General features: G+C 67.6%; 20 protein-coding genes and 2 riboswitches. Of the genes, 17 read left to right on the top strand and 3 right to left on the bottom strand.

Features of this window, described 5'->3' with window-relative positions; translation table 11 throughout:
• Positions 1 to 69 precede the first annotated feature (69 nt).
• From SPH52_RS12070 to SPH52_RS12015, 12 genes are all read left to right on the top strand, one after another.
• Positions 70 to 2,310, top strand: a complete 2,241-nt coding sequence (locus tag SPH52_RS12070; protein WP_411795260.1) for a heavy metal translocating P-type ATPase — start codon at positions 70 to 72, stop codon at positions 2,308 to 2,310.
• A gap of 56 nt (positions 2,311 to 2,366) precedes the next feature.
• Positions 2,367 to 3,422, top strand: coding sequence for a nicotinate-nucleotide--dimethylbenzimidazole phosphoribosyltransferase (gene cobT, locus SPH52_RS12065; protein WP_411795259.1), 1,056 nt, complete (start codon positions 2,367 to 2,369; stop codon positions 3,420 to 3,422).
• On the top strand, positions 3,419 to 4,399 hold the full coding sequence (gene cbiB / locus SPH52_RS12060; protein WP_411795258.1) for an adenosylcobinamide-phosphate synthase CbiB: 981 nt from the start codon (positions 3,419 to 3,421) through the stop codon (positions 4,397 to 4,399). The genes cobT and cbiB overlap by 4 nt, the downstream gene beginning before the upstream one ends.
• 16 nt (positions 4,400 to 4,415) lie before the next feature.
• On the top strand, positions 4,416 to 5,513 hold the full coding sequence (gene cobD / locus SPH52_RS12055) for a threonine-phosphate decarboxylase CobD (protein WP_411795257.1): 1,098 nt from the start codon (positions 4,416 to 4,418) through the stop codon (positions 5,511 to 5,513).
• On the top strand, positions 5,510 to 6,055 hold the full coding sequence (locus SPH52_RS12050; RefSeq protein WP_411795256.1) for a bifunctional adenosylcobinamide kinase/adenosylcobinamide-phosphate guanylyltransferase: 546 nt from the start codon (positions 5,510 to 5,512) through the stop codon (positions 6,053 to 6,055). The genes cobD and SPH52_RS12050 overlap by 4 nt, the downstream gene beginning before the upstream one ends.
• Entirely contained in the window at positions 6,052 to 6,810 is a 759-nt protein-coding gene (gene cobS, locus SPH52_RS12045) for an adenosylcobinamide-GDP ribazoletransferase (RefSeq protein ID WP_411795255.1), read from the top strand. Before SPH52_RS12050 ends, cobS begins: the two co-directional genes overlap by 4 nt.
• On the top strand, positions 6,762 to 7,403 hold the full coding sequence (locus tag SPH52_RS12040) for a histidine phosphatase family protein (protein WP_411795254.1): 642 nt from the start codon (positions 6,762 to 6,764) through the stop codon (positions 7,401 to 7,403). The genes cobS and SPH52_RS12040 overlap by 49 nt, the downstream gene beginning before the upstream one ends.
• Positions 7,355 to 7,783, top strand: a complete 429-nt coding sequence (locus tag SPH52_RS12035) for a bifunctional adenosylcobinamide kinase/adenosylcobinamide-phosphate guanylyltransferase (protein ID WP_411795253.1) — start codon at positions 7,355 to 7,357, stop codon at positions 7,781 to 7,783. Before SPH52_RS12040 ends, SPH52_RS12035 begins: the two co-directional genes overlap by 49 nt.
• A 52-nt stretch (positions 7,784 to 7,835) precedes the next feature.
• Positions 7,836 to 8,065: riboswitch (cobalamin riboswitch) on the top strand.
• A 117-nt stretch (positions 8,066 to 8,182) separates the two neighbouring features.
• The gene (locus SPH52_RS12030) at positions 8,183 to 10,048 is read left to right on the top strand and encodes a TonB-dependent receptor domain-containing protein (RefSeq protein ID WP_411795252.1); all 1,866 of its coding nucleotides are present in this window, start codon (positions 8,183 to 8,185) and stop codon (positions 10,046 to 10,048) included.
• Positions 10,049 to 10,118: 70 nt separating this feature from the next.
• The gene (locus tag SPH52_RS12025; protein ID WP_411795346.1) at positions 10,119 to 10,964 is read left to right on the top strand and encodes a cobalamin-binding protein; all 846 of its coding nucleotides are present in this window, start codon (positions 10,119 to 10,121) and stop codon (positions 10,962 to 10,964) included.
• Positions 10,965 to 10,977: 13 nt separating this feature from the next.
• Entirely contained in the window at positions 10,978 to 11,952 is a 975-nt protein-coding gene (locus SPH52_RS12020) for a FecCD family ABC transporter permease (protein ID WP_411795251.1), read from the top strand.
• Positions 11,952 to 12,719 (top strand): ABC transporter ATP-binding protein, encoded by a 768-nt coding sequence (locus SPH52_RS12015; protein WP_411795250.1) that lies wholly within the window; start codon positions 11,952 to 11,954, stop codon positions 12,717 to 12,719. The genes SPH52_RS12020 and SPH52_RS12015 overlap by 1 nt, the downstream gene beginning before the upstream one ends.
• A gap of 72 nt (positions 12,720 to 12,791) precedes the next feature.
• Here SPH52_RS12015 and SPH52_RS12010 read toward each other — a convergent pair whose 3' ends face one another.
• The 3 genes from SPH52_RS12010 to SPH52_RS12000 all read right to left on the bottom strand — a co-directional run bounded on the left by SPH52_RS12010 (position 12,792) and on the right by SPH52_RS12000 (position 15,591).
• Positions 12,792 to 13,556, bottom strand: a complete 765-nt coding sequence (locus SPH52_RS12010; RefSeq protein ID WP_411795249.1) for an ABC transporter ATP-binding protein — start codon at positions 13,554 to 13,556, stop codon at positions 12,792 to 12,794.
• On the bottom strand, positions 13,553 to 14,542 hold the full coding sequence (locus tag SPH52_RS12005) for a FecCD family ABC transporter permease (RefSeq protein ID WP_411795345.1): 990 nt from the start codon (positions 14,540 to 14,542) through the stop codon (positions 13,553 to 13,555). The genes SPH52_RS12010 and SPH52_RS12005 overlap by 4 nt, the downstream gene beginning before the upstream one ends.
• Before the next feature lie 89 nt (positions 14,543 to 14,631).
• Positions 14,632 to 15,591, bottom strand: coding sequence for an ABC transporter substrate-binding protein (locus SPH52_RS12000; RefSeq protein WP_411795344.1), 960 nt, complete (start codon positions 15,589 to 15,591; stop codon positions 14,632 to 14,634).
• 324 nt (positions 15,592 to 15,915) lie between these two features.
• Positions 15,916 to 16,126: riboswitch (cobalamin riboswitch) on the top strand.
• Between the two features lie 147 nt (positions 16,127 to 16,273).
• On the opposite strand from SPH52_RS12000, the gene SPH52_RS11995 reads away from it, so the two are divergent.
• From SPH52_RS11995 to SPH52_RS11975, 5 genes are read left to right on the top strand one after another with little or no spacing between them, the layout of a single operon-like run.
• Positions 16,274 to 18,034 carry an ATP-binding protein gene (locus tag SPH52_RS11995; protein WP_411795343.1) on the top strand — a complete coding sequence of 587 codons (1,761 nt, stop codon included), beginning with the start codon at positions 16,274 to 16,276 and terminating at the stop codon, positions 18,032 to 18,034.
• On the top strand, positions 18,031 to 19,431 hold the full coding sequence (locus SPH52_RS11990) for a cobyrinate a,c-diamide synthase (RefSeq protein ID WP_411795248.1): 1,401 nt from the start codon (positions 18,031 to 18,033) through the stop codon (positions 19,429 to 19,431). The genes SPH52_RS11995 and SPH52_RS11990 overlap by 4 nt, the downstream gene beginning before the upstream one ends.
• The gene (cobW, locus tag SPH52_RS11985; protein WP_411795247.1) at positions 19,428 to 20,537 is read left to right on the top strand and encodes a cobalamin biosynthesis protein CobW; all 1,110 of its coding nucleotides are present in this window, start codon (positions 19,428 to 19,430) and stop codon (positions 20,535 to 20,537) included. The genes SPH52_RS11990 and cobW overlap by 4 nt, the downstream gene beginning before the upstream one ends.
• The gene (gene cobN / locus SPH52_RS11980) at positions 20,537 to 24,433 is read left to right on the top strand and encodes a cobaltochelatase subunit CobN (RefSeq protein WP_411795246.1); all 3,897 of its coding nucleotides are present in this window, start codon (positions 20,537 to 20,539) and stop codon (positions 24,431 to 24,433) included. Before cobW ends, cobN begins: the two co-directional genes overlap by 1 nt.
• Positions 24,430 to 25,611 carry a cobalamin biosynthesis protein CobG gene (locus SPH52_RS11975; protein WP_411795245.1) on the top strand — a complete coding sequence of 394 codons (1,182 nt, stop codon included), beginning with the start codon at positions 24,430 to 24,432 and terminating at the stop codon, positions 25,609 to 25,611. The genes cobN and SPH52_RS11975 overlap by 4 nt, the downstream gene beginning before the upstream one ends.
• Positions 25,612 to 25,644 lie beyond the last annotated feature (33 nt).

The following is a 25,644-nucleotide window of genomic DNA, read 5'->3' as shown; positions in this document are numbered from 1 at the left end:
TACAGTATATGGTTCCTGCGGCGGGTCGCCAATGCTGAATAACTTTCCACGGGCGATTACGCTTCAGGCATGACGACAATTTCCCATAGCGATTCTTCGCATACCGGTGAGGCGCTCTACTCGGTCCAAGGGCTGTGGTGCACCAGCTGTGCGCTGGCCGTCGAAGCCCAATTGATGCGGCTATCCGGTGTGGTAGCTGCCAGCGTGCACTACCCCAGCGCGACCCTGCTGGTGCAGGGCCGACCGGATGCCCTGGAGGAAGCTCGTCTGGCCACCGCCGTCAGGCGGATCGGCTACCGCCTCGGTCCGCCGGAAGCGACAGCCGATGCCGAGGCGCGGTTGGAGGCCGAGAGCCGCTATCTCACCCTGCGCCTGCTGACGGCCGTCGCCTTCGGCATGTGGACCATGCTCACCTCGCTGCTGATCTATGCCGGTGCCATGCCCAGTCCACGGCTGGAGCTGGTCATGGCCTGGGTTTCCGGTGCATTCGCCTTGCCTGTCGTTACCTATGTGGCGTTTCCGTTCTATCGGGCCGGGTGGCGTACGGCACGCGCGCGTCGCCCAGGCATGGATGCTTTGGTGTCGCTGGGCACGCTGACGGCGGTAGGGGTATCGCTATGGCTGCTTACACGCGGCTCGGCGGAGGTCTATTTCGATACCGCGGTGATGCTGGTCGCGCTGCTGCTGGTGGGCAGGCTGGTGGAAACCCTGTGCCGCCACCGTGGGCTGCGTGCCCTCCAGGCGTTGCATCGGCCGCCGGCGCAGGTGCAGCGCTGGGTGGCGGATGCCTGGCAGTCCTGTGCGCTGGAAGCGGTGGCGGTGGGGGATCGGCTGCGCGTCGAGCCCGGCGAGACCCTGCCGCTGGACGGCGTCCTCCGGGATGGCGAAGCGCTGCTCGACCTCTCACCACTGACCGGGGAAAGCGCGCCGCGCCGCTGCCTGCCCGGCGAGCCGGTGGCGGCGGGCTGCCGCAACCAGGGCGCGGCGCTGGTCTTCGAGGTCACCGCGCCCGCAGGCGAATGCCGCCTGGATCGGCTGCGCGAACAGATGTGGTGGCAGCAGGCCCGCAAGGGGGAGTTGCAGCGGCTGGCCGACCGCTTCGCCGGCTGGCTCAGCCCCTTGGCCGTGGTATTGGCGGCTCTCACCCTGTTGGCTGCGTGGTTGGCAGGCGTGCCGGCCGAGGAGGCCTGGGTCAGGGCGCTGTCGGTGCTGGTGGTGGCCTGCCCCTGTGCCGTGGGCTTGGCGATCCCTCTGGCGGCTCTTGCGGGCAGCGGGCAGGCCCTTGAGCGTGGTGTGATCATTCGCGACCCGAGCACTTTCGAAGCGTTGGCGGGTATCCGCAGCGCAGCGTTCGACAAGACCGGCACCCTGACCCGGGGCGAGCCGGAGGTGCTGGCCGTGCGGTCGGCTCCCGGCTATGGCGAGGCGGCCGTTCAGGCACTGGCCGCGATGGCGGCGGAGGGCAGTGAGCATCCGCTGGCACGGGCCGTGCGCAGGCACGCACGGGATGCCGGCCACGACGCTGGTGCCGAGGTGGCGGAAGCCGAGGAGACCGGCGGACGCGGCCGTCGCGTGCGCCTGGCCGATGGGCGTCGGCTACTGCTGGGTAGCCGCGACTGGCTGGGCGAGCAGGGCATTGCCATTGATGGCCTACAGGAGTCGGCTGAAAGCGAAGTGCTGCTGGCCTGCGATGGCCAATGGTTAGCGCAATTCAGCCTGGGTGAAGCGGCGCTGCCCGGTAGTGCCGAAACCCTGGCCAGGCTGCGCAGGCAGGGGCTTACGCTGGCGCTGATCAGCGGCGACCGGGCTCTGGCGGTGCGGCGCCTCAGTGCCGAAGTAGGGCTTCAGCCTGAGGAGTGCTACGCCGGGCGCAGCCCCGAAGCCAAGGCGAAGCTGTTGGCGGCCATGCCACAGCCCTCGCTCTACGTAGGCGATGGCATCAACGATGTGCTGGGGCTGGCGACCGCCAGCGTGGGCGTGGCGCCGTTGGGGGCGAGTTCCACCGTGCAGGAGGGGGCCGGCGTGGCGCTGCTGAAGCCAGGCATCAAAGGCGTCGAAACCGTCTGGCAGCTGGCACGGCGCACCCGGCGCGTGATGCGCCAGAACCTTCTGCTGTCGGGCATTTACAATCTGCTGGCGCTGGGCCTGGCAGTGGCCATGCCGATACCGCCTCTGGTGGCGGTGCTGGCGATGGTGGCCAGCTCGCTCAGCGTGGTGGCGAACTCGGCGCGGCTGGCATGGAGCGACGCTGAGGTTTGGCAGAAGCAGCAGGATGCCCCGGCGTCCGATGCGCTCGGTGCGGTGCCGTGACAGACCGGGTCAGCCTGTTAAGATGGCGGCTGCCTTCGCGATATCAGGACTCCCTCATGCTTGCCGATACCCTGGCCGCCATCGTACCGGTCGATGACGCTCTCGCCCCCGCCGTGCAGACACGCCTCGACAATCTCACCAAGCCCCCCGGCAGCCTGGGTCGTCTCGAATTGCTGGTCATCCAGCTTGCCTGTCTGAGCGGCAGCGCTGCGCCTGCGGTGCGCCCGCCCGGGGTGATTGTCTTTGCCGCCGACCATGGCGTGGCCGAAGAGGGCGTGTCGGCCTTTCCCCAAGAGGTCACGGCGCAGATGGTGGCCAACTTCGCCGCCGGCGGCGCCGCCATCAACGTCTTCGCCCGCCAGATAGGCGCGCGGCTCGAAGTCGTCGATGTCGGGGTGAAAGGGGTGGCCGAAGGCGAGGGCGTGGTGATCGACAAGATACGCCCCGGCACGGCCAACTTCGCCCGTGAGGACGCCATGAGCCGCGCCGAGGCCGAGCGTGCCATTGAGGTGGGTATCCGCGCCGCTACACGCAGTCACCATGCCGGCTGTCGTTGCTTGATCGTAGGCGAGATGGGCATCGCCAACACTACCGCAAGCAGCGCTGTGCTGGCCGCCCTGAGCGGTCTGCCGGCCAGTCGTCTGGTAGGGCTGGGGACGGGTATCGAACCGGCACGGCTAGCCCACAAGGCGGCAGTGATAGAAGGGGCGCTGGCCGCCCGCGACGCGGACCCATCTCAACCGCTCGAGGTGCTGGCCAAGCTCGGCGGGCTGGAAATCGCCGCCATGGCCGGCGCCTACCTGGGCGCGGCGGTCCGGCGCATGCCTATTCTGGTCGACGGCTTCATCGCCACCGTGGCGGCACTGGTGGCCTGCCGGCTTGCACCTGCGCTGCGCGGTTACCTGATCTTCGCCCATCGCTCCTGCGAGCCGGGGCATGACGTGGCTCTCGAACTGCTCGAGGCCGAGCCGCTGCTTGACCTGCAACTGCGCCTGGGCGAGGGCACCGGGGCGGCCTTGGTCTTCCCGCTGCTGGAAGCCGCCTGCCGCATGCTGGCCGAGATGGCCACCTTCGATTCGGCGGGCGTAGCGTCTGGTGGCGTGGAATCATGAGCGCCGGGCCGCTGAGTCTGGCCCTGGTCGGGCTGCTGATCGGGGCCATCCTGCTGGATCTCGTGCTCGGTGACCCCCGCTGGCTGCCGCACCCGGTAGTCGCCATGGGGCGCTTGATCGCCGCCCTGGAACGGCGCTGGAACCGGGGCTCGCCGCGAGCCCGGCGCCTCAAGGGCTTCCTGCTGACCGGCTGCGTGGTGGTGTCGGTCTTTGTGGTGGCCTGGGCCATGCTGGCCATGCTGGCCTGGCTGCACCCCTGGCTGGGGCTTGCCGGCGAACTCCTGCTGCTGGCCAGTGCTCTCGCCATCAAGGGGTTGCGCGATGCTGCCATGGCCGTGGCGACGCCCTTGGTGCAGGGCGATCTTGGTGAGGCGCGTCGGGCCGTGTCAATGATCGTAGGGCGCGACACCGCAGCACTCGACGAAGCCGGTATTACCCGAGCCACCGTGGAGACCGTGGCAGAGAACAGCGTCGACGGCATTACCGCGCCACTGTTCTGGGCGCTGCTCGGGGGTGCACCGCTGGCGCTGGCCTACAAGGCGGTAAACACCCTCGATTCCATGGTCGGCTATCGCAGCGAGCGCTACGTCGATTTCGGCTACGCCTCGGCAAAGCTAGACGATATCGCCAACTGGATACCGGCCCGGCTGACCGTGCTGGCCATGTGGTTGGCTGCCCACCTGTTCCAGGGGGCGCGTACGCGAGGGGCGGTGGCCGGCACCTGGCGCGATGCGCCGAGCCACCCCAGCCCCAACGCCGGCTGGCCTGAAGCGATGATGGCGCATCTGCTGGGTGTACAGCTCGGCGGTACCAATCACTATGGCGGAAGCATTTCCGAGCGGGCGGCGATGGGCGAGCCGCACGAGCCGCTGCGGGTGGCGCATATCGGCCGCGCCGTAGGCCACATGCACGGGGCCTGGGTCGTCTTTTTCCTGATGATGGCAGGCTTGGCTGTGACATGGAGAGCGGGCGCATGAACGAGCGGGAGGTAGCATGAGCGACTGGCCGAGCCACGGGGGTCGCCCCGAGCGGATGCTGCCGCGCTTCGGCCTCGCTGGCGACAGTGAGGTCATCGACTTCAGTGCCAACCTCAACCCGTTGGGGCCGCCGCCCTGGCTGGCGCAGCGGCTTGCCGCCAGCGTGGCGGGACTCGCCGTCTATCCCGACCCTGACTATTGCGAGGCGCGAGACGCTATCGCCATGAGCGAAGGGCTCAGGCCCGAGCAGGTAAGGCTGACCAACGGCGGTGCCGAGGCGATCTTCCTCGCCGCAGCGCTGCTGGCCAGGCGCGAGGCAGGGCGCAAGGTTAGGTGGGCCATCATCGTCCAGCCGACTTTCTGCGAGTACCAGCGTGCCTGCCGCCACTACGGCATCGCCGTGCAGCCTCTCGCCCTGGCGGGGGAGAGCTTCGCGCTGGACGAGGCTCGTGCCTGTGAGGCCATGGGTGAGGCCGATGCGGTCTTCCTGGGTCGGCCCAACAACCCGACCGGTACGCTCGTTGCGCGCGACCTTATCGAGCGCATGCTGGCGGTGGGAGAGCGCCACGGCAGCATGCTGGTGGTGGACGAGGCCTTCATCGACTTTGTCGTTCCGGACGAGCGGCTCACGCCGCTGCTGGCTCGCTTCGACAACCTGCTGCTGCTGCGCTCGATGACCAAGCTTTACGCCATTCCCGGCCTGCGGCTGGGCTACCTGCTGGGCTCAGCCGCAGCGGTAAACGCTATTGCCGAGTTGCAGCCGCCGTGGAGCGTCAACGCCCTGGCGGCGGGGCTGGTCGCGCCGCTGCTGGCGGACCGGGACTATCTTGCGCGAACCCGCGCCTGGCTCGATACCGAGCGCCCCTGGCTGCAGGGCGAGCTCAAGGCGCTGGGGCTCGACGTCGTGCCTTCCCACGCCAACTTTCTGCTGTTTCAGGATGCTCACGGCGGGTCGATGCCGGCTCTGCTGGAACACCTGGCGCGCTGCGGCATTCTCGTCCGTCATACCCACAATTTCATCGGCCTCGAGGGTGCCTGGCTGCGGGTGGCGGTGCGCTCGCGGCCGGAGAACCGGGCGCTGGTCGAGGCCATCGCGCGTTGGAGACATCCATGATCGCTTTCATCAGCGGCGGGGCGCGCTCCGGCAAGAGCACCCATGCCGAAGCCCTGGCGCGGCGCTGGCAGGCCGAGCGGGGCGGAGTGCGCTATTACCTGGCGACCGCCAGGAGCGGCAGCGATGGCGAGTGGCAGGCCCGCATCGGCCGCCATCGGCAAGCCCGGGGCGAGGGCTGGATCACCCTGGAGGAGCCGGTGGATCTGGTCGCCGCCCTCGAGCGGGTGGAGCCCGGCAGCACGCTGCTGCTCGACTGCCTGACCCTGTGGGCCAGCCAGCTGTTATACGCCAGCCCGCTCGACGAGGCGCAGGGTATCGCCATGATCGAGAGGATGCTGGCCGAGGCCAGGCAGCGCGACATCGCGCTGGTGATCGTCTCCAATGACGTCAACGAAGGCATGCCCCCCGAAGATGCCGAGGTGTGGCGCTACCTGACCTTCCTGCAGCGCGTTCACTGCCTGGTGGCGCGCGAGGCGGACGAAGTGGTGCAGGTCATCGCCGGCCTGCCCCAGTGCTGGAAGAAGCAGGGAGGCCAGGCATGAAAGACGCCGCCTACGGCCTGGCATTGGCCCTGCAGTTCCTGACCCGTCTGCCGTTGTCGCTTCAATGCCCCTGGACACCTGCCACCCGTCGCTGGGCGGTACGCTGCTACCCGCTGGTGGGTATGCTTCTCGGCGGCCTGCTTGTCGCGGTGGCGATACTGCTCGAAGGCCTGCTGCCCACACCTCTGTTGGCGCTTGCGTTGCTCACGCTGTGGGTGGCACTGACCGGTGGATTGCATCTGGATGGCCTGATGGACGTCGCCGATGCCTTGGGCAGCAATGCGCCGCTGGAGCGCAAGTGGGAGATCATGAAGGATCCCCACGTGGGCAGTTTCGGTATCCTGGCGCTGGTGTTCCTGCTGCTGTGGAAGGCGGCGCTGCTGTTCGTGCTGCTGGATGCCGGGGCTAACCTGGCCCTGCTGGTGGCGATTCCGGTGCTGGGACGTCTCGCGGCGGTGGTATTGCTGGTGCTGGCGCCGGCTGCCCACGTGGAGGGCATGGCCGCCAGTTGGAAGCGTGACCTGACGCCGTTCGATCTTATGCTGGCGGCGCTGCCCGTGCTGCCGCTGGCTTTGCTGGTGCCGGTTGGTGGATGGTTGTGCCTCGCACTGGTTCCGTTTCTTGCGCTTTATGCCTGGGGCATGCTGAGCGCCTTCAAGGGCATCAACGGCGATATCGTCGGAACCGCAATCGAAGGAGGAGAGCTATGGCTGCTGTTGGCCGCCTGGAGCTGGTGGTCGTTCGTCATGGGCTGACGCAGTGGAATCGCGAGCGCCGCTACCAGGGGCAGCGGGATATTCCGTTGCTGCTGCCCGACGCCTTGCCGGGGCTCGACCGGCTGCGCAAAACGCTGGAGACGTTCGAATTCGATACCGCTCATTGCAGCGACCTGACCCGCTGCCGTCAGACCCTGGCGCATGTACTCGAAGGGCGAGAGACGGCCTGGCCGACATGCTTCGATGCGCGTCTGCGTGAGCTCGATTTCGGCGACTACGAGGGCTGCACCTACGATGAGCTCGAATCGTGGCCCGCCTATCGCGCCTGGATCGACAGCGTGGGTGAGCATGCGCCACCTGGTGGTGAATCCACCGCCGATCTGGGACAGCGGCTCGATGAGTGGTTCGCCGAGCTGCTGGCCGGCTGCACCTTACAGGGGCGCCGCCGTGTCCTGGTCGTCACCCATGGAGGAGTGATTCGCGAGCTGCGCCGCCGCTTCGAGGGCATCGGCTTCTGGGAGGGGGGCGTCGTTCAGGCCGAAGGGCGCCGATTCACCTTCACTCATGACGGAGGGCGCTGGCAATGCAGCTCTTCATCGGCGGTACCTACGCCGGCAAGCGCGGCGTCGTAAGGCAACGCTTCGAGGAGCCCCGCTGGCACTCCGCCCATGCGGGAGACCGGCTCGAGGCGTGGCCTTCGGCTGCCGACACCTCATGCCTGGTGCTGGAGGGCTGGGAGCGCTGGATCGGCGAGCGGCTCGCCGCCGAGCCCGACGACGACCGGCTGCGCCAGGCCATGGTGCGGGAGCTCGATGCGCTGCGGTCCTGGGAAGCCGAGCAGGGCGGCGAAGTAGTGTTGATCCTGCTCGAGATGGGCCGTGGTATCGTGCCCCTCGGCCTGGATAACAGGCGCCTGCGCGACCTCAACGGCTGGCTGGCCCAGGATGCCGCGGCCCGCTGCGAGCGGGTGTGGTACGTATGGAACGGGCTGGTGAAAGAGCTAAGTTGTTGATCTGTATCAGCCTGAGCGCAACGGTGCGTTGACGTTCGTCGGCGCTGTTGTTAGCTTACGCCCACTCTCAGGCGCCTCATTGTCCTATCGAGGTTAAACGGGAAGTCGGTGACCCTCTTTGCAAGTCGAAGAGGCGCATTCCGACGCTGCCCCCGCAACGGTGATCGAGTGCAGGTCCATCATCACGCCACTGTGCTTTGCATGGGAAGGCGATGGACCCGGAGCGTGTAATCGGCGCTTCACTCGTCAGCCCGGAGACCGGCCTGAGGTAATCTGTCGGGTTGCGGTGGGCAACTTCGAGGCAGGGCCGCACCTCTCCCCCTTTCTCGATCCCCTTCACGCCGCCCCGGCTTCGCCTAGAAGACCGTGCGGGTAGGCACGGCGAGCAAGGGAATCAAAATGAAAACCAGTCATCACCTGGCCGCGCAGGGTCTGGCCGCCTTTGGCCTGGCTGTGCTTCCTCTGGCTGTTCAGGCCCAGGCCACCACCGCCGGAAAAACCGACACCGTTGCGCTCAACCCGATGGTGGTCACCGCCACCCTGGCACCGCGCACCGCCGACGAGACGCTCTCCTCGGTGACCGTGCTCGACGAGGCCACCCTGCGTCGACAGGACCCGACCAGCGTTACCGATATGCTGCGCGGCCAGCCGGGAGTGGACGTCATCACCAACGGTAGCTTCGGCAAGAACAGCAGCGTCTACCTGCGGGGTACCGGCAACGAGTCGACGCTGCTGATGATCGACGGCATTCGCCTGCGCTCGGCGACGGCGGGCGGTGCAGCTTGGCACTATCTCGATCCGCGCATGTTCCAGCGCGCCGAGATCGTGCGTGGCCCGCGGGGCAGCCTCTACGGGGCCGATGCGGTGGGCGGCGTGGTGCAGCTGTTCACTCATGAGGCGGAGGAGGGCGGTCCGCACCCACGCGTCTCGGTGGGCGGCGGCTCCTTCAACACCCAGCGCTACAGCGCCGGGCTCTCCGGCAGCAGCGGTGGCACCCGCTACAGTTTTGCCGGCAGTCATTTCACCACGGACGGTACACCGATCCGTCGCGATGGCGAGGACAAGGGGTACGACAATACCTCTGGGCTGGTTCGTATTGCCCATACTTTCGAAACTGATGCGGAAGTAGGCGTGCTGGCACTGCGTGCCAGAGGCGGCAATGAGTACGACGGTGGCGAAATGGACTTCGTGCAGCAAGTTGCCGGCATCTACGGTGAGCTACCAATCGCCAGCAACTGGCGTAGCCGGCTGACCTTGAGTGAGTCACGTGACGAGCTCCACGACCAGGCCTATGCCACCCAGTGGGGGCCGGCAAGCACTTCCATCCTCGATACTCGTACTCAGACTGTTCGCTGGCAGAATACCCTGGCTTTTGGTGTGCACGAATTGGTGGCCGGGGCCGAGTACAGCGAAGATCGTGTTTCCGGTACGACAGGCCACGACGTGACTCGTCGCGACAACACGGCGGTTTTCGCCCAGGGTCTACTCGATTTTTCTCCGTTCGCCTTGCAGGCCGCCCTACGTTATGACGACAACGAGGCGTATGGCGAGGAAGTCACCGGCAGTTTGGCGCTTGGCTATGATCTGGATAGCTTTCATACGCTGCGAGCCAGCTATGGCACGGCTTTTCGTGCTCCGACTTTCAACGATCTGTATTGGCCCTACCAGGACTTCGGTGCTTGGGGATCCTACCAAGGAAATCCTGACTTGCGGGCGGAAACTTCTTCTACGGTTGAGTTCGGTATACGTGGCCAATACCAGACCATTTTCTGGGATCTGGCGGCTTACCATACGTCTGTTGACGATATGATCGCCACGGAGACCATCAATAATGATAGTCGTCCGACCAATATCAACGAGGCGCGTATTCGGGGCGTCGAGTTGTCAGGGGGAGCCGAGATACAGGACTGGACTCTGGCCGCCGCCTTGACCTGGACTGATCCCGAGAATCGTAGCGGAGCCAATGCGGGCAATCGTATCCAGCGCCGGGCCAGCCAGAGCGCACGTTTCGACGTGGATCGCGAGCTGGGCGAGTGGTCGCTGGGCGGCTCCTGGATCGTTCAGGGGTATCGCTACAACGATGCCGCCAACACGGATCGCATCGGTGGCTTCGGGCTGGTCAACCTGCGCGCCGGGTGGCAGTTTGCCCCGCTGTGGTCGGCTCGCCTGACGGTGGAGAACGCCCTGGACAAGGAGTACGAAACTTCCCGTGACTACCTCAATGCCGGCCGTGCTGCCTTCGTCAGTGTCCACTTCGGCCAGTAAGGGTCGATTCGGCGGGGACCTTGGCCCCGCTGCATTTTCCTGTGCCTTGCTGGCTTTGGCCCTGTCGTGCATGGGGACCGGCGAGGCGCGTGCCGATTCGCTGTGCGCCATCGATGACCGCGACCGCGAGGTGTGCCTCGACCAACCGGCCGAGCGCATCGCCGTGCTCTCGCCCGGGGCGACGGAGTTGACCTACGCTGCCGGGGCGGGAGACAAGGTGGTTGCGGTGGTGGCCTACAGCGACTATCCGCCCGAGGCGCAAGAGGTGCAGTCGGTGGGAAGCCATACCCGGATGGATCTGGAAACCCTGGTCTCGCTGCGCCCGGACCTGGTAATCGGCTGGATGACCGGCAACCCGCCCGAGCAGCTCGAAACCCTCGAGGCGCTGGGCATGCCGGTGTTCTATATCGAGCCGCGCGACTTCGAGGGCGTCTCCAGCACCATCGAGAGGCTGGCGCTGCTTGCCGATACCCGCCAGGAGGGCGACCGAGTCGCCGCCGAGTTCCGCAACGGCATGGCGGCACTCGCCGAGCGCTATTACGATGCCGAGCCGGTCACGGTGTTCTACCAGGTGTGGGACGAGCCGCTGATGACCATCAACGACGAGCACCTGATCGGCAAGGTGCTGACACTGTGCGGTGGCGTCAATGTGTTCGGCGAGCTGTCGCGTCTGGTGCCGCGCATCGACGACGAATCGGTACTTGCCGCCGATCCCGAGGCAATAATCGCCGGCGGCATGGGGGAGGAGAATCGGCAATGGTTGACCCACTGGGAGCAGTACCCGGGCCTGACGGCCGTGGCGCAGGACAACCTCTACTTCGTGCCGCCATCGCTGATTCAGCGGCCCACGCCGCGGCTGCTTGAAGGTAGCCGGCTGTTCTGCGAGAAACTCGACCGTGCCCGCGACAAGCGCTGAGATGAGCCGCCTGATGCCCCGCCGCTCGCTGTGGCCACCCCTGGCCGCACTGGCCTTGGCGGGGCTGGCGGCGCTGCTGTTTTCGGTCACGGTGGGCAGCGCTGCGCTTTCTCTTGCCGACGTTTGGGCGGTGGTGCGCGGCGAGGGTAGCCCCCTGGCGCGCACGCTGATTCTCGAACTGCGTGTTCCACGTTCGCTGGCGGCCTTCGCCGTGGGTGGCCTGCTCGCCGTGGCCGGTGCCCTGATGCAGGTGCTGTTGCGCAACCCCCTGGCCGACCCCTATGTGCTGGGCCTCTCCGGTGGCGCCTCGGTGGGGGCATTGGCGGCGATGCTGGCGGGTCTGGGGGGAGCGGTGATTACCGGCTCGGCGTTTGCCGGGGCCTTTCTCTCCACGCTGCTGGTGTTCGGCCTGGCCCACGGCACCGGTAGCTGGACGCCTTCCCGGCTGCTGCTCACGGGGGTAGTGGTGGCGGCCGGCTGGGGGGCGGTGATCACTTTGATGCTGGCACTGAGCCCGGCGGAACGCCTGCCTGGCATGCTCTACTGGCTGATGGGCGATCTCTCCTACTCACGCTCCCCCTGGCCGCCGCTGACGCTGCTGCTGTTGATCTGCCTGCTGCTGATGCCGCTGGGCCGCAGCCTCAACGTCATGGCGCGTGGTCCGCTGCAGGCGGCGGCGCTGGGGGTCAACGTGCGTCCCCTGGAGTGGACGATCTATCTTGTCGCCAGCGCGCTAACCGCCATGGCGGTGACCACCGCCGGCAGTATCGGCTTCGTCGGCCTGGTGGTGCCGCACATGCTGCGCCTGGTGCTGGGCAACGACCAGCGCCTGATCCTGCCGGCCTGCGCCCTGGCCGGCGGCACCCTGCTGGTGCTGGCCGATACCCTGGCGCGCACCCTGATCGCCCCGGAACAGCTGCCGGTGGGGGTGATCACCGCTCTGCTCGGCGTACCCACTTTCCTCTACCTGCTCTATCGGAGCCGCTGATGAACCGCCTCGAGACCCGCGAGCTGGTGATCGACGTGCCGGGGCGGCGCAGCGGCCAAGCGCTGACGTTCAATATCGCACCGGGGCAGGTATGGGGTGTGCTCGGACCCAACGGCGCCGGCAAGACCACACTGCTGCATACCCTGGCCGGGTTGCGTGCTCCGCGGGCAGGTCAGGTGCTCGTCGACGGCCGACCGCTGGCAGCGCTTGGTCGTCGCCAGGTGGCGCGCATGCTGGGGTTGGTATTCCAGGATCGCCAGGACGGCTTTCCCGCCACGGTGCGGGAGACCGCGCTGATCGGCCGCCACCCCTGGCTTTCGGCGTGGCAGATGGAGGGCGGCGAGGACCTGCGCCTGGCCGAGTCGGCGCTGGAGCGGCTCGACGTCGATCACCTGGCGGAACGCTTGGTCAGCACGCTCTCGGGCGGCGAGCGGCAGCGCCTGGCCATTGCCACGGTGCTGACCCAGGCGCCGCAGATCTGGCTTGCCGACGAACCCACCAACCATCTCGACCTGCACCACCAGACCGCGGTGATGGCGCTGCTCGCCGAGCAGGCCGCCGAGGGCAGGGCGGTGATGATGTGCCTGCACGACCTCAATCTGGCGGCGCGCTGGTGCGATCATCTGCTGCTGCTCTACCCCGACGGCGAGGCGTGCTGGGGCCCGCGCGACGCCATGCTGGTGCCCGCCGCGCTCGAGGCGTTGTACGGCCAGCGCCTGGCCACCGCCGAGATCGACGGTGCGCCTGTCTTCGTACCCGTGAGATAGCGCCAAGTGGGCCTGCCAGCGCTATCGATGGCTGGCGCGAAGGGGCTTCGCGGGGCAGGGCTTTCTGAGGCTTTACAGAGCGCTGCGGAAGCGCATGATCCGGCGATGGTCGACGGGATCATCGAGGAAATCGGCATGCACGCCGAAGGTATGGCGCAGCCTTTCGGCCGTCAGTACCTGGCTGGGTGGGCCGACATCGACCAGGCGACCGCCATCCATCACGCCGATGCGGTCGCACTCCATGGCCTGATTGAGGTCATGCAGGGCGATGACCACCGTAACCGACAGCTGCCGGACCAACGACAGGATCGACAACTGGTGCCGGATATCGAGGTGGTTGGTAGGCTCGTCGAGCAGCAGGATCCTCGGCTGCTGGGCCAGGGCGCGTGCGATGTGGACGCGCTGTCGCTCGCCGCCGGACAGCGTATGCCAGAGTCGATCCGCCAGATGCGACATGCCGACATTGGCGAGTGCCTGGGCGACGATGGCGTCATCCTGCTCCGACCACTGCTGCAGCGCCGAGAGGAAGGGCGTCCGGCCTAGGGCCACCGCCTCGCGAACCACGATACGGTCGAGGGTCTCGGCCTGCTGCTCGACGAAGGCGACGGTCCGGGCGATGTCGCGCTGGCGCATCGCATACATCGACGCATCGTTCACCAGTACACGACCACGCTTGGGCTTGCGCAGCCCGGCCAGCACCCGCAGCAGGGTGGTCTTGCCCGAGCCGTTCGGGCCGACCAGGCCGAAGGTCTCACCGGGTTCTATCGTGAGGCTGACATCGACCAATAGCCTGTGGCCGTGAACCGACCAGTCGATGCGTTCGGCGGTAAGTCTCATTTCGCCCTCGTTCCACGCACCAGGATCAGGGCGAAGGCCGGAGCGCCGACCAGTGCCGTGACCACCCCGATCGGCAGTACCTGACCCGCCACCAGGATGCGCGAGAAAATATCCGCCCCGATCAGGAATACCGCGCCAGCCAATGCCGAGGCGGGCACCAGCCGGGTGTGGCGGCTGCCGACCAGAAAGCGCATGGCATGAGGTATCACTAGCCCTACGAAGCCGATGGCGCCGACCATGGAGACCATTACCGCAGTGACCAGGGCCATGCTGGCAATCAGGATGCCGCGTACGCGGCGCACGGGAATGCCCAGCGAGGCAGCACTGTCGGCACCGAAGGTGAAGGCATCCAGCGCCCGCCGGTACCATAGGCAGACCAGTAGCCCGGCCACGGCGGCAGGCAGTCCCAGGGCGACGTCCTCCCAGCGCACCCCGGAGAGGTTGCCCATCAGCCAGAACATGATGCCCCGCGCCTGCTCGGCGCTCGCCGACCTGGCGATGATGAAAGCGGTGAGCGCATTGAACAGCTGCGAGCCGGCAATGCCGGCGAGGATGATGGCCCCCGCGGCCTGGGTGCTGCGTCCGCCTCCGGTGCCACTGCTGGCGGCATGGGCGAGCATCACCACCAGGCCGAACGCCAGCCCCGCCCCGGCGAAGGCGCCGAGGGAGAGCGTTACCGCGCCGGCGCCGAGCCCGGCGATGGTCACGGCTACTGCACCGGTAGAGGCGCCGGCGGAAATTCCCATCAGGAAGGGGTCGGCCAGGGGGTTGCGCAGCAGTGCCTGCAGGACCACGCCGGCCAGGGCCAATCCGGCCCCGCAGCAGGCGGCAAGAATGGCGCGACTGAGGCGATAGTTCCAGATGATGCCGGCGTCGATCCGATCCACCGCGTGCTCCGCCCCCCACAGCCGGTTGGCCAATACCTTGAGAATCGTATCCAGTGAAATCGGCGTCTCGCCGATGGCGGTACCGGCCATTATCGCCATGAACAGGATCAACGGCGTCAGCCAGGCCCAGTGCCAGCGAATAGGTATCGCCGGGCGCAATGTCAGGGTCGAAACCACTGGTCGAAGGATCACTGATCGAAGGACATCGTCGACAAGGCCTCGACCAGCGTTTCGAGACCGAAGATCGTGCGCATGGTGGCGCTCATCGCATGGGCATCCATTTCGATGATGCGTCCGTTCCTGACTGCCGACATTTCGCGGGTCACGGGGTCGCTGTGCAGGAATTCGAGTTTATTGGCGACATCGTCGGCAGGGAAGCGGCGGCGGTCCATGCTGGCGACCACGATGATATCCGGATCGGCCCGGGCAATGGTTTCCCAGCCGACCACTGGCCACTCTTCATCGGATTCCACCACGTTATGGATGCCCAAGGCATCCATCATATAGCCCGGCGCGCCGAGCCGGCCGGCGGCGAAGGGATCCGCCGACTCGGCGGGGGAGGAGAACCAGAAGACCGCTGACAGGTCTTCCGGCAGCTCCAGGCGGCTGGCACTCTCGATAGCGCTGGCCTCGCGCGCCTGGAGGTCGGCGACCAGGGCATCTCCGGCTTCGCGGACATCGAAGATACTGGCCAGCTCGTTGATGCCTTTGTAGACGTGTTCAGGGGAGAAGGCGGCGATGCGCGTGCCGTCGCCACCGGTGCTGTTGTCCTTGGTGTCGCAGTCCGCCGGCATGATGTAGGTGGCGATGTCGAGCTCATGGAACTGCTCCCGGCTCGCCACGCTTCCGGTGGGGCCAACGTGCCACTCATATTGGGCGGTGACAAGATCGGGCCTGCGGCTGATGACGGACTCGAAACTCGGATCGTTGTCGGCGAGACGCGCGATATCGGCATCGATCTCGCTGAACTGTGGCAGTACGGGATTGAACCATACCGATGTTCCGGATACCCGCTCGGAAAGTCCCAGTGCATAGAGGATTTCCGTAGTCGATTGCCCGACGGTAACCGTGCTTTCAGGAGCAGATTCGAAGCTGATTTTCATGCCACAATTGGTCAATGTTAGGGGGTAGTTTGTGCTATCCGCCATGACGAATGGTGCGAGAAAAAGAGCGAAAGTTGCCAATAGTCGTCGAGCGTAATTCATCGCGTCATATCCGGGTAGCGGTAGGTGGCTGGAGAGAGTATCGGCCAATCTGACCCTGGTGGGCGGCGATCTTAGCACTGCATTTTGCACGTCGGTGCCTCGATTGCCAGCCACCAGGACAAGAAAGAATTAGATATGTTATATCATAATAATTTGAAAGAGAACCGTGCGTCGCGAGCTGCCGGGTCAGCCTGCTGACCGGCATGCCTGTGCGCCGCGTCGGCCATCCAGTGGTCAAATTGCGCCTGTTGCGCCAATTGCTTTAGGATGGGCCTACTCGAGACGGGTGCCCCTGAGCCTAGGGGATAATCGGGAAGTATGGTACGGCACTTGCGCCCATCCCATCGCTGCCCCCGCAACGGTAATGAGTGAGTAGCCTGCGATAACCACTGGCCTTGGCTGGGAAGGTGCAGGCAATGACGCGATTTTTCGCGTCACTCCTCGAGCCCGGAGACCGGCCCGTCATGTCGTTTCATCCAGTAACGGTGCGGTGGGCACCGGGGATAGCGTGTCTCTGTGATTCCATTTTTCCCCCTTCAGGACGCTACCCGTTCCTGCCGGCTATCGGCCGGGCACTCGTGTGCCCTCGATCCAACGTCGCGTGTCGGCACGCCTGGTGGTCATGATGTCCGGGGCCCTGATGTCACGGGCTGAGTTTCCCTTCGTCGCCGTGGTCGGCCAGCAGGCCCTCAAGACCGCACTGCTGCTCAATGCCATCGACCCTCGGGTCGGGGGCGTGCTGATCAGCGGTCCTCGCGGCACTGCCAAATCCACCCTGGCCCGGGCGCTGGCGGCGATCCTGCCCGATGACCCCGAAGGTTGCCGTCCGCCGTTCATCACCCTGCCGCTGGGTGCCAGCGAGGAGCGCCTCACCGGCAGCCTGGACCTGCAGCGGGTGCTCTCCGAGCGCGAAGCGGCTTTCCATCCGGGCCTGCTGGCCAAGGCGCACGGTGGCGTGCTCTACGTCGACGAGGTCAACCTGCTGCCAGACCCCCTGGTGGACCTGCTGCTCGATGTGGCCGCGAGCGGCACCAACATCGTCGAGCGCGACGGCATCAGCCATACCCACCCCGCCCGCTTCAGCCTGATCGGCACCATGAATCCCGACGAAGGGGAGCTGCGCTCCCAGTTGCTCGATCGCTTCGGCCTGTGTCTCGAGCAGGGCGCGGCGATGAGCGTACGGGAGCGGGTGGCCATCCTGCAGCAGCGCGAGGCCTTCGACCGTGACCCCGAGGGCTACGTGGCCCGCCAGGCGGAGGCCCAGGCCGCGCTGACCCGACGACTGTGCCAGGCGCAGCGCCTGCTGGCCGAGATCGCAACCGCCAACTGGGTCTACGAGCATATCGCGCTGCGCTGCGAAGCCGCTGGAGTCGAAGGCCTGCGGGCTGACGTGACCTGGCATCGGGCCGCCCGGGCCCATGCCGCCTGGCGCGGCGCGACCACGGTGGGCCGGGAGGACCTGGACACCGTCGAGCCATGGGTCCTGGCGCATCGCCGGCGCTCGGATCACACCCCAGACCAGCCTCCAGGCCAAGGCCCGGACCAGACTCAGCCGCCCCCCGATAGCGGCAACGCCGCTGCCGATAGCCAGGCGCCGGGTGCTAGCGAGAGCGCTCCAGCCTCGCAAGCGCAGGGGCAGTGGGGCGCCATGCCGCCGGTCACCCAGAAAAGCGTCACTGTGCCGGCGGCGGAGCTGCCGGGAATCTCCCCGGGACAAGGCGCGAAACCGACGACCTCGGCGCCTTCGGCATCCGTGCGCCGCGGGCAACAGCCCGGCCAGCACCGGGCACATCGCGAAGCATCACGACCGGACTGGTTCGCCACCCTGGTCGCCAACCGCGGCCGCTGGCCCTGGCGGGAGCTGCGCTATCGCCAGGCCCGCCGTGGCCAGCCGGTGTTGCATCTGGTGCTGCTGGATACCTCCGCCTCGACCCTGGGCCGGCAGCTGCTGGGCCGGGCCAAGGGCCTGGTCGAGCGGCTGGCGCAGCAGGCCTATGCCGCCCGGGAGCAGATGGCGGTGCTGGGCTTCGGCAATGGCGGCGTCACGCCTATCCTGCTACGCCGCCGCGCCCCCAAGGCGCTGCGTGAGCGGCTCGATGCTGCCGACGGCGGCGGCGGCACGCCGCTGCGCGACGCCGTGCTGCGGGCGGCGCGCCAGATTCGCCAATGGCGGCGACAGGATCCTGGCCTGCATGTGCGGACCTACCTCATCACCGACGGGCGTACCCGCCAATCCCTGGATGGCCTGCCGCCGCTGGGTGACTGCATCGTCGTGGATACCGAGCAGGCCGCGGTCAAGCGGGGCCGGGGGACGCAGATCGCCCGGCAGCTGGGTGCGCTGTACCGGCCCCTGTCTCATCTGGAACGCCGCCTGGAGGCCACATGATCGAGCATGATCCGAACCGTGCGGCGCCGACGAGTGCCGCCTGCCCTGCGGTCTTTATCGCCGCACCCGCCTCGGGCCAGGGCAAGACCACGGTAACCGCTGCGCTGGCGCGGATGCTGCGCAACCGGGGCAAGGTGGTGCGGGTCTTCAAGACCGGCCCGGACTACCTGGATCCCCTGGTGCTGGCCCAGGCCTCAGGCCAGCCGGTGGATCAGCTCGACCTGTGGATGGCCGGCGAGGCCTATTGCCGGCTGCGCCTGTTCGAGGCCGCGCTCGAGGCGGACCTGATCCTGGTGGAAGGCGCTATGGGCCTGTTCGACGGTGAGCCATCGAGCGCCGATCTTGCCACCCTGTTCGACCTGCCGCTGGTCATCGTCATGGACGTCAAGGGCATGGCCCAGACGGCGGCGGCGCTGGTGGCCGGCCTGGCGGGCTTCCGTGACGATATCCGCATCGTCGGAATGATCGCCAACGCCTGCGGTTCGCAGCGCCACCGCGAGCTGATCGAAGCGGCGCTGCCTGACGCCATACCCTTGCTGGCCACGGTGCCGCGGGACCCCGCCCTGGCCCTGCCCGAGCGTCACCTGGGGCTGGTGCAGGCCGATGAGATCCGCGATGAGCTGGAAGCCCGCTTCGAGGCCGGTGCCGCGGCGCTCGAGGCCGAGGGGCTGGCGGAGGCGCTGCTGCGATTGCCGCCGGTCATGTTTTCGGCGCCAGACGTGGAGGCGACGCAGGCCCTGTCGTCGCTTCAGCCACTGCTTGCCGGCCGCACCATCGGCGTGGCCCGGGATGCGGCCTTCAGCTTCATCTACCAGGCCAACCTGGACCTGCTGGAGGGGATGGGCGCGACCCTGCGCTTCTTCTCACCGCTCAACGATGCCCAGCTGCCAACCTGCGACGCCCTCTGGTTCCCCGGCGGCTACCCGGAGCTCCACGCCGCGCGGCTGGCGGAAAACGGCGCCATGCGCGAGGACGTTCGCCGCTTCTTTGCCGCGGACAAGCCGATCCTCGCCGAGTGTGGCGGCCTGCTCTACTGCCTGGAAACCCTGACGGACTATGCCGACAGCACCCACGCCATGCTGGGCTTGCTGCCAGGTCACGGCGCCATGCGCGGGCGGCGAGGTTGTCAGGGAATGCAGATCGCCGAGCTGCCGGAGGGGCCGGTGCGCGGCCATGCCCATCACCGTTCGCTGGCAGAGGGCACCCCCGAAGCCATCGCCTTTGGCCGGCGCCAGCGCCACCCCGCACCGGGGGAGGCCATCTATCGCCAGCGCCGCCTGACGGCGACCTATCTGCACCTGTTCTTCCCCGACAACCCCGCCGCCGTGGCCCGCCTGTTCATGCCGGGCCAGGCCAGCGAGACTCACTCCATCACCACACAGGAAACTCACGGATGAACCTGAACAAGATCCCCGCCACGGTGGTGACCGGCTTCCTGGGCAGCGGCAAGACCACGCTGCTGGCCAGCCTGCTGCGTCAGGTCACCGGCAAGCGCATCGCCGTCATCGTCAACGAGTTCGGCGAGCAGGACATCGACTCCAGCCTGCTACGCGGCTGCGCATTAAGTTGTGAAGAGGGCTGTGAAGAAGACGCCACCGCCGTGGAATCGGAGAGCGGTATCTTCGAGCTGGCCAACGGCTGCATCTGCTGCACCGTGGAGGAGGAGTTCCTGCCGGTGATGAAGAAGCTGATGGCGCGCCGCGACGACATCGACCATATCCTCATCGAGACCAGCGGCCTGGCCCTGCCCAAGCCGCTGGTGCAGGCCTTCAACTGGCCGGAGGTGCGCCAGCACTGCACCGTGGATGCCATCATCACCCTGATCGACGGGCCAGCGGTGGCCGCCGGCCGCTACGCCAGCGACGTCGGCAAGGTGGAGGCCCAGCGCCTGGCCGACGACTCCCTGGACCACGACCCCAGTCTTCGCGAACTGCTCGACGACCAGCTGAGCGCCGCCGACCTGGTGCTGGTCAGCAAGACCGACCTGCTCGAGCCGGCCGACCGCAAGCGGGTGGAGGAACTGGTGGCCCAGCGGGTGCCGGCATCCGTCAAGACGCTGTTCATCGACCAGAGCCTGGCCGCGGACAGCGCCCAGTTGGAAGCCCTGATGGGCATCGGCGCGGCGAGCGAGGAGCGCATCGACCGCATCGACAACCACCACGATCGTCATCACGCCGAGGGGGCGCACCACGACCACGCCCACGACCATTTCGACTCCTGCGTGATCCGCCTGGGAGAGGTCGACGGCGACCTCCTGGCGGACAGCCTCCAGCAGCTGCTGAAAGCCCACGAGATCTATCGCGCCAAGGGCTTCGCGGCGGTTCCCGGCAAGCCCATGCGCCGGGTGATCCAGGCCGTCGGCGAGCGCCTGGACGGCTACTTCGACCGGCTCTGGAGGCAGGACGAACCGCGCTGCACCCAGCTGGTGATCATCGGTCGGGCGCTGGACAAGCAGGCCCTGCACGCGGCCCTGGCGAGCGCCGAGATCGAAGCGACCGCCTGATGCATCTCTTCGCCGCCAAACCCGGGGGCTTCGTCGAGGATGAGGGCATCGTCGACCTGCAGCAGAGCCCCGCCGAGATCGTCATCCTGTCCGCCGCCGACAGCAGCCTCTCGGCCCTGGCCCAGGCGGTCGAGCGGCTGAGCGTGACGCTCGGCGACGACTACCCGACGGTGCGGCTGGCGAACTGGATGAACCTGGTCAAGCCCGCCGCCTACGACCTCTACGAGGACCGCGTGCTGGACAAGGCGAGCCTGGTGATCGTCTCGCTGCTGGGCGGCAGCGGCTACTGGCGCTACGGCCACGAGCGGCTGCTGGCCTGGGCCGCCGCCGGACGCGGCCGGCAGCTGATCCTGGTGCCGGGCTGCGACGCCCCGGACGATGCCCTGCTGGAGGATTCCAGCGTGCCTTTCGCCTCGGCCCGCCGGGTGTGGCGCTACCTGCGCGAGGGCGGTGTGGACAACGCCGAGCAGCTGCTGCGCTTTGTCGGCAGCGAGTGCTTTGGCCATGGGTTGGACTGGCAGGAGCCCAGGGCGATTCCCGCGGCGCTGCTCTATTTTTCCAGAACCCCTTCCCAGGAGGCGCCGCAAGCCGCCACTCAACAGGAGGCGACGCTGAGCGAATGGATGGCATGGCGCCATCCCGAACGCCCGGTCTGCCTGCTGCTCTTCTACCGCAGCCATCTGCAGGGCGCCAATACCGCCGTGCTGGATGGCCTGCTCGAGGCCCTGCGGGAGCAAGGGCTCCAGCCGCTGGCGGTGGCCGTGGCGTCGCTCAAGGAAGAGGCCTGTGTGGCCTTCGTCAATCACCTGATCGAGCAGACCGGGGCCATGCTGGTGGTCAATACCACCAGTTTTTCCGTCAATCGCAGTGACGACGACAAGGAGGCCCTGGGAGGGGACCCGTTCGAGGGGCGCTTCGCCGGGCAGTTCGTCGGCCGGCCGGTGGTGCTGCAGGCGATCCTGGCGAGCAGCACCGAGGAGGACTGGCAGGCCAAGGCCGGCGGCCTGCACAGTCGCGACGTGGCCATGCAGGTGGTGCTGCCGGAGATGGACGGCCGCGTCATCACCCGGGCGGTGGGCTTCAAGAGCGAGGCGCACTACAACGAGCGCTGCCAGCTGTCTGTTATCCGTCATGTGCTGCATCCCGAGCGTGCCGCCTTCGTGGCCCAACTGGCGCGGCGCTTCTGTCGTTTACGTCAGGCGCCCAATGCCGACAAGCGCCTGGCGCTGGTGCTGGCCAACTACCCCAACCGCGATGGGCGCATCGGCAACGGCGTCGGCCTGGATACGCCGGCCTCGACGCTACGCATCCTGCGGGCACTGGCCGAGGCGGGCTATCCGGTGAGCGATGTCCCGGACGACGGGGATGGCCTGATTCGGCTGCTGCAGGGCGGCGTCACCAATGACCGCGATGTGCTGGACCAGCGCGCCTGTTGGCAGAGCATCGGGCTCGACGACTACCTGGCGTGGTTCCAGACCCTGCCGGAAACGCTGCAGGAAGCAGTATGCACACGCTGGGGCGCGCCGTCGGAGGACCCCAAGTGCCGCCAGGGCCGGCTGATGATCGCCGGGGTTCGCCTCGGCGAGACCTTCGTCGGGATCCAGCCGGAGCGTGCTTTCACTCAAGGCCCCTGGCGCATCGACGACCCGGTCAAGAGCTACCACGACACCGAGCTGGTGCCGCCCCACAGCTACCTGGCGTTCTATCTCTGGCTACGCGAGCACTACCGGGTGGATGCGGTGGTGCACGTGGGCAAGCACGGCAACCTGGAGTGGCTGCCGGGCAAGAGCACTGCGCTCTGTGCCGAGTGCTGGCCGGACATCGCCCTGGGGCCATTGCCGCACTTCTATCCGTTTATCGTCAACGACCCGGGCGAGGGCGCCCAGGCCAAGCGCCGCAGCCAGGCGGTGATCATCGACCACCTGATGCCGCCGCTGGCCCGCGCCGAACTCTACGGCGCCATGGCGGAGCTTGAAGCCCTGACCGACGAGTATTATCAAGCGCTGGGCATGGATCCGCGGCGCGAGTCGCTGCTGCGCGAGCGGATCATCGAGCACCTGCGCCGCACCGGTATCGACCAGGAGCTGGCCCAGATCGGGAACAATAGCGCTGAGGGTACGGATGACGAGCGCCTGCTCAACGAGCTGGACACCTACCTGTGCGATATCAAGGAGGCCCAGATCCGCCATGGCCTGCACGTGTTGGGCAGCGTGCCGCCGCGGGACAAGCAGGCGGGAACCCTGGCGGCCATCCTGCGCTTGCCGCGGGGCGAGACGCCGGCCCAGCGCGGCCTGCTGCACAACCTGGCAAACGACCTGGGGCTGGCCGCAGACTTCGATCCGCTGATGGCCGGGGCCGAGCCCTGGCACGGCCTGCGGCCGCCGGCCCTGGCCGAGCAGGACAGCTCCGCCTGGCGCACCGCCGCCGATACCCGCGAGCGCCTGGAGCTGCTCGCCCACCGGCTGATCGACGCCTACGTGCTGGAACCGGGCTGCCTGGCCACCCTGGCCCGGGATTACCCGGCCACCGCCGAGCAGTGCCGCTATGCACGCGAGCGGCTGTGGGCCGCCATGCAGCGCGGCGCCGAGATGGAGATCCAGTCGCTGCTGGATGGCCTCGAGGGCTATTTCGTGCCGCCCGGGCCGAGTGGCGCCCCCAGCCGCGGGCGGCTGGACGTGCTGCCCACCGGGCGTAACTTCTACAGCGTCGATAACCGGGCGATACCCTCACCCGCGGCCTGGTCGCTGGGCGAGAAGTCGGCCCAGGCCTTCGTCGAGCGCTACCTGCAGGATCACGGCGACTACCCACGTCAGCTGGGGCTGTCGATCTGGGGCACCGCCACCATGCGCACCGGCGGCGACGATATCGCCCAGGCCTTCGCCCTGATGGGGGTGCGGCCTATCTGGTCGCTGGGCTCCCAGCGGGTGATCGACGTCGAGGTGATTCCCGCCATGCTGCTGGGCCGCCCCCGGGTGGACGTCACCCTGCGGGTCTCCGGCTTCTTTCGCGACGCCTTTGCCAACGTCATCCGCCTGTTCGACCGCGCGGTGCGGGCGGTGGCCGAATACGCCGAGCCCGGCGATGCCAACACCATTCGCACTGCGGTGCTGGCGCGCTGCCGGGAGCTCGAGGGCCAGGGGCTCGACCCGGATGCCGCCGCCCAGGAGGCCGCGTATCGTATCTTCGGCAGCAGGCCCGGCGAGTATGGCGCCGGCTTGAACCGCATGATCGACAGTCGCGCCTGGGACAGTGCCGACGACCTGGCCGAGGCCTATCTCGATGCCGGGGCCTACGCCTACGGCCAGTTCCCGGAGTCGGGGACCGCGGCGCGGCGGGCCTTCGAGGAACGGCTCAAGGGCCTGGACGCGGTAATGCACAACCAGGACAACCGCGAGCACGATATCCTCGATTCCAACGGCTACTACGAATTCCAGGGCGGCATGGCCAACGCCAGCCGGGCCCTCGGCGGGCAGGCGCCGACTATCTACCACGCCGATCACGCCAACCCGGCGCAGCCGCGCATGCGCACCCTCAAGGAGGAGCTGGCGCGGGTGATCCGCTCCCGGGTGCTCAATCCCAAGTGGATCGAGGCCATGCGCGAGCACGGCTACAAGGGCGCCTCCGAGATGGCCGCCACCGTCGACTACCTGTTCGCCTACGACGCCACCACCGACCTGGTCGCCGACTACCAGTACGCCCATGTCAGCGAGGCGCTGGTGCTGGATCCGCGCAACCAGCAGTTCCTGCGCGAACACAACCTGGCGGCGCTGGAGGAGATGGCGGAGCGGCTGCTGGAGGCCGTTCAGCGGGGCCTGTGGCAAGAGCCCGGTGAGCAGGGCCCGGCCCTGCAGGATCTGCTGCTCGAGATCGACGAGACTCGGGAGCTCGCGCCATGACGACCGGCCAGCGGGGTAAGCTGATTGCACCACGCATCAAGGGCTGGTGCCCTGGGGCGTGGCGACCCATGGCCAGCGGCGATGGGCTGCTGGTACGCGTGCGCCCTCCGCTGGGGCGACTCAGCCGCCACCAGATGCTGGCGCTGTGCGAGGCGGCCGAGACCTTCGGCAGCGGCCTGATCGAGCTCACCAGCCGCGCCAACCTGCAGCTACGCGGCGTATCCGAGGCCAGTTGGCCCGGCCTGATGGATTTCCTCGTCGAGCATGGGCTTGTCGACCCGGACCCCCACGTCGAACGCCGGCCGCCGCTAATGCTGGCCCCTGACTGGCAGACGGGCGATGCCACCTTTGAGGCGGCCCGGCTGCTGCTGGACCGCCTTGACGAATTACCGGCACTGCCGGCCAAGTGGGGCCTGGCCATCGATGCCGGTGCGGCGCCGCGTCTGAATGAGGCTTCCGCGGACCTGCGCATCGAGCGCGCGGCAGCGGGCAGCTTACTCGTCCGTACCGATGGGCGGGCGCTGGGCACCCCGGTGGATTCCCCCGCCGCCGCCGTCGAGCTGCTGCTGCGGCTGGCGCACTGGTTCGCCGAAAGCGGTGGGCGAGAAGCCGGGCGAATGCGCTGCCATACGGCGCCGCTGCCGGGCTGGGCGCCGGCAGTCATGCCCCCCGCCAAGCCTGGCCCCCGGCTGGCCTTGGGCCCCTATCTCGAAGGAAAGGGTGCGTGGGGCAGGGTGGTTGGCCTGCCGTTCGGGCGGGCACCGGCCGCGGCGCTGCGTGCCGCTGTCGATTCGGCAACGGTCATCGCCGTGCGGGTCACGCCCTGGCGGCGCCTGCTGATTGAGGGCGAGGCGCCGACATCCGTTCCCGGGCTGCTGGATGATGAACGGGACCCGCGCTTAGGCGTGGATGTGTGCCCGGGCGCTCCCTTCTGCGAACAGGCGAGTGTCGAGACCTTGGCGCTGGCGGAGCGGCTGAGTGGCCGGATCGAGGGCAGCGTGCATGTGTCCGGCTGTGGCAAGGGCTGTGCCCGCCAGGAACCGGCCGATTTATGCCTGAGCGGGCGGGACGGGCGCTTCGACCTGATCGTCGGCGGCCGTGCCGATGGGAGGCCGATTGCCACCGGCCTCGATGAGTCCGAGGCGCTGGAAATGGTTTCAAGACGGTGGGTTAGATGAGCGCCGGGGACAAGGCGGAGCGAGGGTCTTTTG

This window comes from Halomonas sp. A29, assembly GCF_046723295.1.
Taxonomy (GTDB): Bacteria; Pseudomonadota; Gammaproteobacteria; order Pseudomonadales; family Halomonadaceae; genus Halomonas.
The sequence above is the reverse complement of the archived record's forward strand: the minus strand, read 5'-3'. Positions and strand labels throughout refer to the sequence as shown.